Below are 13,629 nucleotides of genomic sequence, written 5' to 3'. Positions count from 1 at the left end.
ATCTTTATAAAGTGAGTAAAAATCAAGTGGAGAGAGTTGTGAACTCTGAATCGGTAGTTGAACTTCGCAACTATGAAAAAAGCCAGTTAAAACAAGTTAGTGTTATTTCTGGTATTTCACCCAATGCCATGCGAAGGGTATTTGGTGGGTGGATATTATTTGCTGCATTAGTAGGAATAATTGTTTCTGTTGCACCGGATTTAGACAGTCAGTTTATTGGTTTAACCCTGTTTGTTTTAGTGGCCTTTACAGTTGTAATGTTCTGGCAGAGCCGAATATCTGAAGGGTGGCCAGCCATTATTTGCGATGACGAATACATAGGTGTGGTTCGAGATCCTGTATTGCGCGAATATGTGTGCGTCAAAAAAAGTATTATCACCGATGCTCAACCTTCTTTAATTAAACCGAATAAAAAAGCGGTTGAAATGAGTTTAGACACCAGCGCACTTAGCGAAACCGACACCGCTATTTTAAAACAAGCGGTGTGGCCGCGAGAAGATAAACTTATTGGTCTTGCACACTTTAAACGCCGTGAAGAAGCATGCGAAAGCGTTATGTGGTGTGTTAATCACAATACGAAAGCGGTTAGGTCAGTTCCAGCGCATCGTGTGCCTACCTAATCGTAAAGCATTTTCAAAATTAAGCCGCTTTATAGCGGCTTTTTACGTTCTGTATTCAGGCTTTTGGTTTTAGTTTCAACCGCGTTAACAGCGGGTAGTGATCTGAGCCAATGTCAGGCAGTTTTCTAATGTCTTCAAGCATAAAGTGACTTGAATGAAACACATGATCCAATGGCCATTTAACTAATGGGTAGTGGGCATGAAACGTATTGAAAAATGCACGACCGATTCTTGGGTCCAGCATACCGCTTATTTTCTTAAATTTTCGGGTAGTAGGTGACCATGCCACATCGTTTAAATCACCCGCCACAATAATTGGCCCGTCTTTTTTAGCTATTTCTTGGCCTACCATCGTAAGTTCGACATCTCTGGGTTTAGCTGTTTTGTTTTCTGTAGGGCTAGGTGGCTTCGGATGTAAAAAGTAAAGCGTCACATCTTGTCCATCCATATCGATAGTGACAAGCATGGAGGGCACATCATCTTCTACTAAATAGTTGAGCTTGGCAGTTTTCAATGGGTATTTGCTGTATAGGTGCATGCCATACAGATTCTCCAACGGGCAATGCTGCTGGTGTGGATGAGTTTCGTTTAACGCCGATAGGGCTATTTCCCAGCGCTTGTTAGATTCGAGAGTAACGACGAAGTCTGGATTGGTGTTACGCACATGCTTTAATAGCTTGTCGTAATCTTCATTGGGCATAAAAACATTGCTAGATAAAATACTAATGCTCTCACCAGCATCTTGAGAAGATGCTTTAACCACTTCCTTTTTATAAAAGAAGGTATAAGGCAAGATCCAAATAGCTTGGTAAATCGCGCAGGCAATTAATCCAATGTAAAGCAATGAGGTAATAAGCGTGTTAAATACAGAAAGAGCCGATGGATACATAACCCCTTGGGTAATCAAGACTATCACCATTAAACCTAGTAGCTGTAGCCGTGGAAATTCCCACACCCTAACCAGCCAATGCTTCGACGGGAGTGAAGGCGCTAAAGTGGCAGCGATAAGAAATATCGCCATGGTGTTCAGTAAAATATTCATTGTCGTTCCTGACTAAGTTGTTTTTTGCATTATTAGCTTGCTTGCAAACGCTTTAAAAAAGGCAAACTCGGCTATTGTTCGATTAATAATAAGTATATTGGTTAATGAATATTCAATTTTCGTTCCGGTTAGGCAAATTGTAGGTAAAAAATGCTCATAGGCCGAAAAGTTTGCAGAGATGTTAACAAGTGATAACTAGAATGAAAGTAGGGTAACTTGTTATAAATCAGTTGTTTGCTATGTTGGCTCGAGTTTCGCATTGCTTATTGGGAGTTTCAACAAAGGAGAACTGTTATGAAACGTACATTACTTTCTATACTTGTAGCGACCTCGATGACAACTGCAGCTTTTGCTGGTGACATGGAGACAGATAACAAATGGGAAAAAGGCGCTAAGGATGCGTGGATAGACGGCAAGGCCGAAGCAACATTACTATTCAACGGCAACCTTGATTCATTCGATATCAATACAGATGTAAACAACGGAAATGTTGTTCTAACAGGTAAAGTAGATCATTCAGTTGATAAGAAATTAGCGGAAGAGCTACTTTCAAATATTGACGGTGTTATGTCAGTAGACAACCAACTTTCTGTTATTGAAGAGAAAGATATGGATAAAATGGCAAGCGACATGTCAGATGACGCTGAATCAGAATACGATGAGCAAACGGGTACGCTAACAGATGCCAAAATTGCTACCGTAATTAAAACTCGTCTATTAATGGATAGCGATATCTCTGGCTTCGATATTGATGTAGATGTTGAAGCAGGTAACGTTACATTAACAGGCAACGTAGACTCGGATGCCGAGCGTCAGCTTGCTGTTGAAATAGCCAAAAACGCTTCAGATGTGAAAAACGTTGAAGACAATTTGCAAGTTATTACCGAAACAGCAATGAAAAACTAAGCAGTTATTAGTGAAATGAAAGGGGCCAAATTGGCCCCTTTTTTATGTTTTTCTAACGGATATTTCTACAATAACATCCTGTATTAAGTAGAAAAGCGTTATTAGCCTCTTTTTTCGATATCCCGTTTTTTCGCAGCAACATGTAGTATTTTCCCATCCACTTTACAACTTTTGTCTTACAACCTTTGTCGGGTTTTCTTCCTATCCATTGCTGCGTATACTCTGCGCCGTAATTAGATAGCAGTACGAAATTTGGAACACAATGTGCAATACAGTATGCAAGTGATTCTTTGATTTGCAACGTGCAGTAGTCATTTAGAACCATCGTGTTCTTACATGGATAATCGCAAGTTAGGTATAAAAGGAAGTAAATGATGAAAGTATTAAATTGGTTAGTTTCAGGCGTGTTGATTTCTCTGCTGATTGTGCTTGCAGGCGTGTTAACGAATAACATGGCTTATGTAGGTAAAGCAAACGCTGATGATTCAAACAAGGCTCATCACGCCTCTATTGTAAAGATTGAACGTGTTTTTGCACAAACCGAATTCGATGTATCTCAAAAGCGTGATTTATTGCGTAAAACACGTATCGAGTTTTACCTTGCAGAAGCAAAGCAGGCAGATCTGCGCAATTGGACATTCAAGCGTGATGATTTGATTGACCGCGCAAAGAGTATCTTAGTTCACCACCAGACACAGTTTACTGCAACAACAACTGAGTTTGCGAGCATTTAAGCTCGCCAACTCTCTATCATGTCATTTAGCTTTCGTCAGTAGTTTAAAGTCCACGTTGGGTTTCTAAATAGGTAGCAAAGCTGCCAAGCCAATGACTCCCCATATAATGCATATCGTTTATAACAGAATTTACCCCCGCTGCCTTATGTGCACGTGCTGCACTATTTATTGCTGCTACACGTTTATCGTCTGAAGGCAATGCTGAAGCGATACCTTCAAGCATCCAAGCACGACTCAAATTTAAGCCATCTAAATGCGCAAGTTTACCGTCACTTTTATCCACTACCGTCGCTACGGATATCCAAGAGGCATTACCATCAGTTGGAATGCTGGGTAAAAAAGTAGATAGCCACGTTGCATAATTCTCGCTTGAATACACTCGGCGCATCAAATCGGCTTCGGCAATACAGGGTGATAAGAAATCTTGCCCTGATGGTTCATAAGCCAGTGGGCAATTCACATCATCTACGTATAGCCTGGTGATGGTTTTAGTGAGCAAATTTTCAAATGCAGCATCACCAGCCGTTTGGCTCCAATCTAACATAAGGCCGAATGCAAACGCGGTTTGACTGTGTTCGCCCACACGAATTGGAAACGACAGTTTAGGAAGCCAATCTGTTACGTTGGCCACGATTTTCTGCTCAAGTGGGAGTAGGGTGGTTAGCCATCTTTTAGCTTCAGGTGAATTCCATTCACGTAGTTCACTGGTTAATTGTAAAAACCAGGCAAGCCCATAAGGACGTTCAAAGCTCGTGCCAGTACCCTCACGGTTAAAGTAAGCGACTTCACCAGCGATATTCTCTTCGGTAAAACTGATATCGAGGTGTTTTATAATATCTTGGTAGTGAGGCGTTTCTGGATATTGGCTCGCAATTCGGGTTAATAACCAATGCCCATGTACAGACGAGTGCCAATCAAAGCAGCCGTAAAACGCAGGATATAGCTGTTTAGGCGGCTTAACGTGCTCTGGCCCTGTCATCATGTGTTTAATGATGTTTGGGTACTCTTTATGAACACAGGCTAATGCGAGTTGGGCAAAGCGGTTTGCAACCGTTAAGTCACTCGATGATGCATTAGAGTCGGCGTTGTTCGCCATTAGTGATGGTGAGACTAGGGTGAGCAGTAGTGTAAGCTTACAAAGCATGGTCAATTTCATAAGGTAAATGCCAATGTGTTTTAAGAATGAAAGTGCCAAGTTATTTGCTGTAAGGGTAAAATAACTTGGCGGCAATATGGAGCTATTTTTCAAGACGCTTTTAAAGACGTTTATAAAGGCTTAGGCAACGATGCGATATAGGCTTCAACAACGGTTTTAACGAAGACTTGGCAAGCTTCTGCTGTTTCAGGGTTATATTCACCGTGATTGGTAATGTTGTTAGATAGAATACGAATACCAAGAAAAGGTACGCCATAAGCATGGGCAATTTGCGCTGCCGATGCAGACTCCATTTCCTCTACACTGGTACCTAGATTTTTGTGGAGCCATGTAATGCGATCAATTTCGTTGTTCCAAAAATTACCGCTACCAATAGTGCCTTTCACAACGTTTCCAGTTTTGTGTTCCTTACTTAACGACATGGCGAGTTCAAGTAAGGTTTCGTCACCCGCATAAAAGCGAATCTTTTCAGCATCTGTTGCACTGTCACCTTCGCCGGCACTGCCTTCTGACGCCATTAAATCCATAGGGATCCAAGTCAGAGGGCGAGAACCTTCACCCGCTTCAAGTTTGGGGGTCTTGAAGTTACTCGCATTAACGCTTTTTTCGCCCAATACGATATCGCCGACCTTAAGTTTAGGATCGTGCCCGCCTGATGTGCCTTGGTTAATGATGATTCTTGGCTGGTAACGGCTTATACCTATGGCCGTTGCCGCAGCTGTATTTTCTAAACCTTTCCCTGTTTTTGCCACTACGATAGGGTGGCCATTTAATGTTCCTAAATAGAAGGTAGCGTTACCTGAATGCTCAACTCGTACGTCGGTTAATAGTGACGCGAAGTATTCTGCTTCAATTGGCATTGGCCCTTGAATCATGATTGGCGCTAACGGGGTTTCAGAAGAGGCCACTGTTACGCTTTTCATGGAAGATTCAGCCATGGTGTTAACGCTAAGTAGCGCAAAAAGCGCGGAAAAAAGTAGTGCCATTATTTTCATTGTTATTCCGTTAAAGAAAGAGTGGTCAGTAAAACTGCAAGTAAAAGACGCTAACTATTTCTACCAGTTCAGTATCTAAATTACAATGTGAATAGGCGGCAGGTGCGGGTAAATAGCATGATGAATACGCATAAAAAAGGCAGCCACTGGCTGCCTTTAAAAAGTACTAAGTACGAATAACGCTTATTCTACTTCAACAATCTTAAGGGTATTAGTTGCCCCAATTTTTTCCATTTCATCACCGTAAGTCAAAATGATGTTGTCGCCACTTTGCACTAAACCTTTGGCCTTAAGTGCCGCTACTACATCATACTTTAACTGACCAGGTTCACTTTTCGATGAATCGAAATAAACAGGCTTAACACCACGGAACAACGCCATGGTATTTAGTGTGCCTTCATGACGAGACATCGCAATGATAGGTAACGAGGTAGTAATACGCGACATCAACTTAGGCGTGTTGCCGCTTTCAGTTAATCCTACAATCGCTTTTACGCTTGGTAGGTGGTTAGCTGCATATACCGCTGACAACGCAATTGATTCGCTGGTAGATGAGAAAAGCTCATCCATGCGGTGCTTTGAAATTTTTACGCTAGGGTGTGTCTCAGCACCTTCACACACACGGGCCATCGCTTGAACAGTTTCAATTGGGAAACTTCCTGCCGCTGTTTCAGCAGAAAGCATAACCGCATCTGTGCCATCTAGTACTGCGTTAGCAACGTCCATAACCTCTGCGCGGGTAGGCATAGGGCTATCAATCATCGATTCCATCATTTGCGTTGCGGTAATAACGATTTTGTTTAGCTGGCGTGAACGGGCAATCAGTTTTTTCTGAACACCCACTAGCTCGGCATCACCAATTTCAACACCTAGGTCACCACGCGCAACCATTACTGCGTCTGAAGCACTGATAATGTCAGTAATAGCTTCATCGGTGGCTACGGTTTCAGCACGCTCTACTTTGGCACAAATTTTCGCATAACAGCCTGCTTCTTCAGCTAGCTTTCTTGCGTAATTAAGATCTTCACCACTACGAGGGAATGAAACCGCAAGGTAATCAACGCCAATCTCAGCCGCTGTGATAATGTCTTTCTTGTCTTTTTCAGTCAGGGCTTCAGCTGATAAACCCCCGCCTTGACGGTTAATGCCTTTATTGTTTGATAATTTACCGCCAACCGTCACTTCTGTTAGCACTTTACGGCCTTCTACGCCGGTGACTTTAAGTTGAATACGACCGTCATCAAGTAACAAAATATCGCCAGCACTGACGTCATCAGGTAGCGCTTTATAGTCGATACCAACTTGCTTAGCATCACCAGCATCGCGGTCTAGTTCAGCATCAAGCGTGAAACTATCGCCAACAGACAATTTAACCGCGCCTTCAGCAAAACGTGCAACACGAATTTTGGGGCCTTGTAAATCGCCTAAAATGGCAACGTACTTACCTAAGTTTTTAGCCGCTTGTCTTACGCGTTTCGCACGCTCGATATGATCTTCTGCTTGTCCGTGTGAAAAGTTCATACGAACCGTGTTTGCACCGGCGGCAATTAGTTCTTGAATTTTTTCGAGTGAATCAGTGGCAGGGCCAAGCGTTGCAAGAATTTTCGTTCTTCTGGTCATTAGGAGTCCGTCGCAATTTTTAAGTGATGTAGCACAAATAGATATATGGCTAGCCTATGTAATTTGTACAAAGGTTAACCTGTAATCGCTTTACGTAATTTTATTACAGAATAGTAGATGAATCTGACATAAATGTGAATGAAAGATGAAGAATTGGGAACTGAGCCGACCAGTTACGTCATTCATCTCAATAAAGAGTGTTAATGCCATTCACTGCCTTTTCTGTATTTTAAATAATCAATAGTTAAGCTTGTTTCCACTTAACTAGGGTAGCAGGTATGGAGAGAAAATGTGGTTAATTGCCGAATAGGGTAGGAAGCTAGTCGCTTAGCGACGTTCATAAAATGTAACGAACCCGAGTTAGGCTCCTCAGAATGTAGTAGAACATAAAAATAGGCTAACTCGAATGCGTTAAAGAGAAGTGTTTATTCGTTGCGCTTTTCGTAGCGCGAACCGCGCAGGGTGTCTTTCACCCGTTTTAAATTCTCTCTGAATTTGTTACCGCGGCGTAATGTGAACCCTGTAGCGAGTACGTCAATAAGCGTAAGCTGCGCAATACGTGATGCCATTGGCATATACATATCGGTATCTTCCGGTACCTCAAGAGATAATACGTACGTACATTCATGCGACAATGGACTGTCGGCTGAAGTTATACCCACTACCGTTGCATCGTTCATGCGGGCAATTTGTGCAATCTCTACCAAGCTTTTGGTGCGACCCGTATGTGAAATAAGCACGACAACATCGCCAGTAGAACAATTCATGCAACTCATACGCTGCATCAAAATGTCTTCAAAGTAGACAACAGGCACATTGAAACGGAAAAATTTGTTTAATGCATCGTGTGCCACAGAGGCGGATGCGCCAAGCCCAAAAAACGAAATCTTCTGTGCTTGAGTTAACAAATCTACAACGCGATTAACCACTTGCACGTCTACAGACTGTCGTGCAACTTCAAGAGAAGCCATGGTCGATTCGAAGATTTTGTTGGTATAATCTGCTGGCCCATCATTTTCATCAACATGACGGTTTACGTAGGGCGTTCCATTTGCGAGACTTTGTGCTAAATGAAGTTTAAAGTCTGGAAAGCCTTTAGTATCTAAACGTCGACAAAAGCGATTAACTGTCGGCTCACTAACATCCGACATTTTAGCCAAGGTTGCTATACTCGAGTGAATAGCTGTTTGCGGATTCGCAAGGATCACATCAGCCACTTTTCGTTCTGATTTGCTGAATGACGCTTTATTTTGTGTAATTTTTTCTAAAATATTCATACAGAAATAGCAATTAGTAAGGGAAAATTGATGTAGGTTACCCGACTCATAGTACCCAATGTGACGGAAGTGACAAGAAAAATGTAATTTTTTGACATTTTTTATCACTTGCGGGGAACAAAAGGGGTCTGGATAGGGTACTAACCCGTTAATATATAGAAATGAGATTCAATAGTGTCCAAAAGTTGTAATTTTACTACATTTGGTGTTAACTATATGCTAATAACACGTGGATGGCGTTAGAAGGTACGTCTACCTCACGTTAGTTTCACACATACATTTAAAAGGTCGACGAAAATGGTATTGGAAAATTCCTACGAACCCTGTGATTTCGTGCTATTTGGCACACTGGGTGATCTTTCACGACGCAAATTACTGCCGTCTTTATATCAGCTTGAAAAAGCAAAACTCATTCATCCAGATACAACCATTGTTGGTGTAGCCCGCCATGAAATGGAATTAGAAGACTATATCGCCGAAGTGCATACAAACTTAGTAAAGTTTGGCGATAAAGAGCTTTGTGAAGAAACATGGGAGCGTATGAAGGGCCGTCTTCATTATGCGTGCGTCGATATGAAAGATATCGGTAGCTACTGCGTTTTAGAAGATCATGTTGACCCAGCGCGCACCATGGTGTGTTATTTAGCAACACCGCCTTCTATCTATGGTGATATTTGTCGTGGTCTTCACGGCTGCAAAATTATCGATTCAAGTGTACGTGTTGTACTTGAAAAGCCGATTGGTCACGACCTTGAATCGTCAAAAGTGATTAACGAGCAGGTCGCTGAGTACTTCGACGAGAAACAAATTTACCGTATCGATCATTACCTAGGTAAAGAAACAGTACTTAACCTTGTTGCACTTCGCTTTGCTAACTCTATCTTTGCGACCAACTGGGATCACAACTGTATTGACCATGTTCAAATATCAGTAGCGGAATCAGTTGGTATTGAAGGGCGTTGGGGTTATTTTGACGATGCGGGTCAAATGCGCGACATGGTGCAAAACCACTTACTTCAAATTTTAAGCTTAGTGGCCATGGAGCCACCAACAACACTAGATGCAGACAGCATTCGTGATGAAAAGCTTAAAGTACTTAAAGCACTGCGCCCTATCAATTCATCGAACATTAGCGATAGCACGGTTCGTGGTCAATACACCGCAGGTTTTGTTAAAGGTGAAGAAGTTCCAGGCTACTTGGAAGAAGAGGGTGCTAACACCCAAAGTAGAACGGAAACCTTCATTGCAATTAAAGCAGAGATTGATAACTGGCGTTGGGCGGGTGTTCCGTTTTACCTTCGTACGGGTAAACGTATGCCGTCGAAAGTCAGTGAAGTGGTTATCTACTTCAAGCGTCAGCCACACAACTTGTTTGGCGACAGCTTTAAGAACTTGCCACCGAACAAATTGGTAATTCGACTTCAGCCTGATGAAGGTGTTGAAATTACTGTAATGAACAAAGTCCCGGGATTAACCAGCTCTGGGTCTATGGATTTACAAAAATCTAAGTTGAACTTGAGCTTCTCTGAAGCCTTTGCCGACGATCGTATTCCTGATGCCTATGAAAAGCTGCTTCTTGAAGTAATGCTAGGCAACCAGGCGCTGTTCGTTCGCCGTGATGAAATTGAACAAGCCTGGACATGGGTTGATTCAATTCTTGAAGCATGGAAATCGTCTAATGAACCACCAGAGCCTTATCAGGCTGGTACGTGGGGACCGGTAGATTCAATTGGCCTTTTGGCACGAGCGAATCGCAGTTGGTACGAAAGCAAAACGGTAAAGAAGAAGAAATAATATGGCTTTAACAACCCTTTCATTTGATACACCCGATGCGCTTACTTCAGCATTTGCTGAAGACTTGGTTAGCATTCTTAAAACTGGTATTAAAACCCGCGGGCGTGCTTCGCTTGTGGTGAGTGGCGGCAGAACGCCTCTTGCACTTTTTAAGCAGTTGAGCGAAACCGACATAGAGTGGGACAAGGTAGATATTACCCTTGCTGATGAACGTTGGGTGGAAGAAGGTCATGAAGCCAGTAACACCAGCTTAGTAAAAGCGAATCTTATTCAAAATAAAGCCAGTGCAGCGCATTTCGTTGAATTAAAAAGCGATGTTGCTGACGCTAGTGAAGGCGTAAATGCTGCTGAAAAAGCGATTGCAAGTATGTCCCAGCCTTTTGATGCGCTTATTTTAGGCATGGGTGAAGACGGTCATACCGCATCGCTATTCCCCTGTTCTGAACAAGTCAATGATGGCTTAAGCATGAACAGTGGCCGCACATGTATTGCTGTACAACCTACAACTGCACCCCATCAACGTATTTCACTTACGTTGCCGGCGTTGCTAAACAGTCGACATATTTTTCTGCATTTAACCGGTGATAAGAAAAAGCAGGTACTGCTTGATGCACTGGAAAATGCTACCGAAGCGCAAAAGCCCATCACGGCCGTGGTAAACAGAGCCCCGGTAACCTTGATGTGGGCGCCCTAGGAGACAATGATGGATTCAAGAATTGCAGAAGTTACGCAGCGTATAATAGAGCGCAGCAAAGACAGCCGTAAGGCATACTTAGAAAAAATTGAACACGCACGCCGCCAAGGTCCTCACCGCGGTGTGCTGTCGTGCGGAAACCTAGCGCACGGGTTTGCAGCGTGTGGAACAGAAGATAAATCTGATCTTCGCTCGATGACTAAAGCAAACGTAGCAATTGTATCTGCTTACAACGACATGCTTTCTGCGCATCAGCCTTACGAAACGTATCCTGCGATTATTCGCGATGCAGTTAAAAGCGTAGGCAGTGTGGCTCAGTTTGCTGGCGGTGTTCCCGCTATGTGTGACGGTGTTACTCAGGGTCAAACCGGTATGGATTTGAGCTTAATGAGCCGTGACAACATTGCCCAAGGTGCTGCTATTGCACTTTCGCACAACATGTTCGACTCAACCCTTATGTTAGGTATTTGCGATAAAATCGTACCTGGATTATTAATGGGTGCGTTAAGCTTTGGTCACTTACCAACGGTATTTGTGCCAGCCGGCCCTATGCCTTCAGGCTTACCAAATAAAGAAAAAGCCCGTGTTCGTCAGGAATACGCTGAAGGCAAAGTAGGCCGTGATGCGCTACTTGAAGCTGAATCTCAGTCTTATCATTCTGCTGGTACATGTACTTTCTACGGTACCGCAAACTCTAATCAATTAGTGGTAGAGATGATGGGCCTTCATTTACCGGGCTCTTCATTTGTAAACCCAGGTACAGAGCTTCGTGATGCCCTGACGAAAGCGGCTTCAATTCAAGCGACACGTATTACTGACTTAGGCGATACATACCGCCCAATCGGTAACATTGTTGACGCTAAAGCTATTGTAAATGGCCTAGTTGGTTTGCTAGCAACCGGTGGTTCTACTAACCACACTATGCACTTAATTGCCGTTGCTCGTTCAGCTGGTTTCATCATTAACTGGGATGATTTCTCAGATATTTCTAATGCTGTGCCTTTGCTTACTCGTATTTATCCAAACGGTTCTGCCGATATCAACCACTTTGTTGCTGCTGGCGGTATGTCATTGCTTATCAAGCAATTGCTTGATGCAGGGTTGTTGCATAATGACGTTAATACCATTTGTGGTGAAGGGTTAGACTTCTACACCAAAGAGCCAATGTTGAAAGATGGTGAGCTTGAATGGCGTGACGGTCCTACTGAGTCGTTAGACAAAGAAGTACTAGCCACGGTAGAAACACCATTTAAACCAGATGGCGGCTTAAGTGTACTAGAAGGGAACCTTGGTCGCGGTGTGATTAAAACATCAGCGCTTCGCACCCCTCATTGCACCATTAAAGCGCCAGCGGTTGTGTTTGAAGACCAGTTCGACTTAGACGCTGCATTTAAAGCGGGCGACTTGGACAAAGATTGTATTGTTGTCGTTCGTTTCCAAGGGCCTTCGGCTATTGGTATGCCAGAACTGCATCGCTTAACACCGCCTCTTGGCGTGTTACAAGACAAAGGCTTCAAAGTAGCCTTGGTCACTGACGGTCGTATGTCAGGTGCATCAGGTAAAGTACCAGCGGCAATCCATGTAACCCCAGAAGCCTATAAAGGCGGCTTGCTTGCCAAAGTTGAAGCGGGTGACTTGATTGAACTAAATACAGAAACAGGCGCATTAACCTTGCACGTCGATGAAGCTACCCTTGAAGCCCGTGAAGCGAAACCTGCTGATATTGGTCACCACCATATTGGTATGGGTCGTGAAATGTTTGGCGGCATGCGTGCCATCCTTACCGGCGCTGAAGAAGGTGCATGCTCGTTGTTCTACAACCAGGAGCAGGCGCTATGAGCCAGAAGTTTGTGGCCGATGTAGGGGGCACTAACATTCGCGTTGCTCGGGTTACCGAAACAGGCGTAACCGATATAAAGAAATACATGTGTAATGATTTTGCTAGTATCGACTTGGCAATTTCACAGTATTTTAGTGATATGCCTGAATACCAATTCACCGAAGGGTGTATTGGTATTGCCTGTCCAGTATTGGGCGACCAAGTAGTGATGACTAACCATAGCTGGGCGTTTTCGCAAAATGCGCTACGCTCGCAGTTAAAGTTAGACTCATTGTTTGTGATCAACGACTTTACCGCAGTGGCACATTCATTACCGGTTCTGAATGACTCACAAGTTGTTCAAATTGGTGATGGAACGGCGAAAGCCGGTGGTAACATTGCGGTATTTGGTCCAGGTACTGGCTTGGGTGTAGAGCATATCACGATGACCTCTACTGGGTGGCAAACCCTAGACGGCGAGGGCGGTCATGTTGACTTCTCTCCTGTCGATGAAACCGATATTGTGGTATGGCGTCACCTGCAAAAAAGTTTCGGCCGTGCTTCGGCTGAAGAAGTAATGTCTGGCAGGGGATTACATAATATTTATACCGCACTAGCACAAGATGCAGGCAAAGAAGCTACATTCGCTGAACCTGCTCAAATTACAGAAGCCGCATTAGCGGGTACCTGTGATATTGCTGCTGCCACTTTAACGCAGTTCTGCAGAATTATGGGCAGCTTTGCCGGTAATTTGGCGTTGAATATGGCCACAACAGGTGGCATTTTTATCGGCGGTGGTATAGCAAACCGTTTCCCTGAATTCATTCAAAATAGTGACTTTAGAGCCCGTTTCGAAGCAAAAGGGCAGATGAAGCACTATGTGAAAGATATTCCTACTTATTTGATAGCAGAGCCTGATCACGGCTTATTAGGTGCAGCTGCTTATCTTCAACAACATACTGCGAGCTGATT

Annotated in this window: 12 protein-coding genes; 7 read left to right on the top strand and 5 right to left on the bottom strand. The window is 43.4% G+C overall.

Going from position 1 to position 13,629, the window contains the following annotated elements:
* Positions 1-38 precede the first annotated feature (38 nt).
* Entirely contained in the window at positions 39-620 is a 582-nt protein-coding gene (locus AVL57_RS11690) for a hypothetical protein (RefSeq protein ID WP_057791179.1), read from the top strand.
* Between the two features lie 55 nt (positions 621-675).
* On the opposite strand, the gene AVL57_RS11685 is transcribed toward AVL57_RS11690, so the two are convergent.
* A complete protein-coding gene (locus tag AVL57_RS11685; RefSeq protein WP_057791181.1) occupies positions 676-1,662 on the bottom strand; it encodes an endonuclease/exonuclease/phosphatase family protein in 987 nt (328 codons plus the stop codon).
* 294 nt (positions 1,663-1,956) lie between these two features.
* Here AVL57_RS11685 and AVL57_RS11680 point away from each other — a divergent pair, with 294 nt between their 5' ends.
* Together AVL57_RS11680 and AVL57_RS11670 are read left to right on the top strand one after the other, a co-directional pair.
* A complete protein-coding gene (locus AVL57_RS11680; RefSeq protein WP_057791183.1) occupies positions 1,957-2,568 on the top strand; it encodes a BON domain-containing protein in 612 nt (203 codons plus the stop codon).
* A 371-nt stretch (positions 2,569-2,939) separates the two neighbouring features.
* Complete coding sequence (locus tag AVL57_RS11670; protein ID WP_231519014.1) at positions 2,940-3,302, top strand: hypothetical protein; 363 nt, start codon at positions 2,940-2,942, stop codon at positions 3,300-3,302.
* Between the two features lie 43 nt (positions 3,303-3,345).
* Here the strand turns inward: AVL57_RS11670 and AVL57_RS11665 are convergent, their stop codons facing one another.
* The 4 genes from AVL57_RS11665 to AVL57_RS11650 all read right to left on the bottom strand — a co-directional run bounded on the left by AVL57_RS11665 (position 3,346) and on the right by AVL57_RS11650 (position 8,350).
* Complete coding sequence (locus tag AVL57_RS11665; protein ID WP_057796070.1) at positions 3,346-4,398, bottom strand: DUF2891 domain-containing protein; 1,053 nt, start codon at positions 4,396-4,398, stop codon at positions 3,346-3,348.
* Between the two features lie 170 nt (positions 4,399-4,568).
* Positions 4,569-5,453, bottom strand: coding sequence for a 5'-methylthioadenosine/S-adenosylhomocysteine nucleosidase (locus tag AVL57_RS11660; RefSeq protein WP_200965816.1), 885 nt, complete (start codon positions 5,451-5,453; stop codon positions 4,569-4,571).
* 183 nt (positions 5,454-5,636) lie between these two features.
* Positions 5,637-7,073, bottom strand: a complete 1,437-nt coding sequence (gene pyk, locus AVL57_RS11655) for a pyruvate kinase (protein ID WP_057791189.1) — start codon at positions 7,071-7,073, stop codon at positions 5,637-5,639.
* 425 nt (positions 7,074-7,498) lie between these two features.
* Complete coding sequence (locus AVL57_RS11650; RefSeq protein WP_057791191.1) at positions 7,499-8,350, bottom strand: MurR/RpiR family transcriptional regulator; 852 nt, start codon at positions 8,348-8,350, stop codon at positions 7,499-7,501.
* Between the two features lie 297 nt (positions 8,351-8,647).
* Here AVL57_RS11650 and zwf point away from each other — a divergent pair, with 297 nt between their 5' ends.
* Genes zwf through AVL57_RS11630 form a run of 4 tightly spaced genes read left to right on the top strand, consistent with a single transcriptional unit; the run spans position 8,648 to position 13,627 of the window.
* Entirely contained in the window at positions 8,648-10,144 is a 1,497-nt protein-coding gene (gene zwf, locus AVL57_RS11645) for a glucose-6-phosphate dehydrogenase (RefSeq protein ID WP_057791193.1), read from the top strand.
* 1 nt (position 10,145) lies between these two features.
* Positions 10,146-10,838 (top strand): 6-phosphogluconolactonase, encoded by a 693-nt coding sequence (gene pgl, locus AVL57_RS11640; protein ID WP_057791195.1) that lies wholly within the window; start codon positions 10,146-10,148, stop codon positions 10,836-10,838.
* A 9-nt stretch (positions 10,839-10,847) separates the two neighbouring features.
* Positions 10,848-12,677 (top strand): phosphogluconate dehydratase, encoded by a 1,830-nt coding sequence (edd, locus tag AVL57_RS11635; RefSeq protein ID WP_057791197.1) that lies wholly within the window; start codon positions 10,848-10,850, stop codon positions 12,675-12,677.
* Positions 12,674-13,627, top strand: coding sequence for a glucokinase (locus tag AVL57_RS11630; protein WP_057791199.1), 954 nt, complete (start codon positions 12,674-12,676; stop codon positions 13,625-13,627). Before edd ends, AVL57_RS11630 begins: the two co-directional genes overlap by 4 nt.
* Positions 13,628-13,629 lie beyond the last annotated feature (2 nt).

The sequence above is a fragment of the Alteromonas stellipolaris genome (genome assembly GCF_001562115.1).
GTDB classification, from domain to species: Bacteria; Pseudomonadota; Gammaproteobacteria; order Enterobacterales; family Alteromonadaceae; genus Alteromonas; species Alteromonas stellipolaris.
Note: the sequence above shows the minus strand (reverse complement) of the source record. Positions and strands in the feature narration are given on the sequence as shown.

What these genes read in the sequence shown, in the direction of transcription:
- pgl (WP_057791195.1), top strand. Translation starts at nt 10,146, where the DNA reads ATGGCTTTAACAACCCTTTCATTTGATACACCCGATGCGCTTACTTCA.
- pyk (WP_057791189.1), bottom strand. Translation starts at nt 7,073, where the DNA reads ATGACCAGAAGAACGAAAATTCTTGCAACGCTTGGCCCTGCCACTGAT.
- edd (WP_057791197.1), top strand. Translation starts at nt 10,848, where the DNA reads ATGGATTCAAGAATTGCAGAAGTTACGCAGCGTATAATAGAGCGCAGC.
- AVL57_RS11670 (WP_231519014.1), top strand. Translation starts at nt 2,940, where the DNA reads ATGATGAAAGTATTAAATTGGTTAGTTTCAGGCGTGTTGATTTCTCTG.
- zwf (WP_057791193.1), top strand. Translation starts at nt 8,648, where the DNA reads ATGGTATTGGAAAATTCCTACGAACCCTGTGATTTCGTGCTATTTGGC.
- AVL57_RS11630 (WP_057791199.1), top strand. Translation starts at nt 12,674, where the DNA reads ATGAGCCAGAAGTTTGTGGCCGATGTAGGGGGCACTAACATTCGCGTT.
- AVL57_RS11665 (WP_057796070.1), bottom strand. Translation starts at nt 4,398, where the DNA reads ATGGCGAACAACGCCGACTCTAATGCATCATCGAGTGACTTAACGGTT.
- AVL57_RS11660 (WP_200965816.1), bottom strand. Translation starts at nt 5,453, where the DNA reads ATGAAAATAATGGCACTACTTTTTTCCGCGCTTTTTGCGCTACTTAGC.
- AVL57_RS11680 (WP_057791183.1), top strand. Translation starts at nt 1,957, where the DNA reads ATGAAACGTACATTACTTTCTATACTTGTAGCGACCTCGATGACAACT.
- AVL57_RS11650 (WP_057791191.1), bottom strand. Translation starts at nt 8,350, where the DNA reads ATGAATATTTTAGAAAAAATTACACAAAATAAAGCGTCATTCAGCAAA.
- AVL57_RS11685 (WP_057791181.1), bottom strand. Translation starts at nt 1,662, where the DNA reads ATGAATATTTTACTGAACACCATGGCGATATTTCTTATCGCTGCCACT.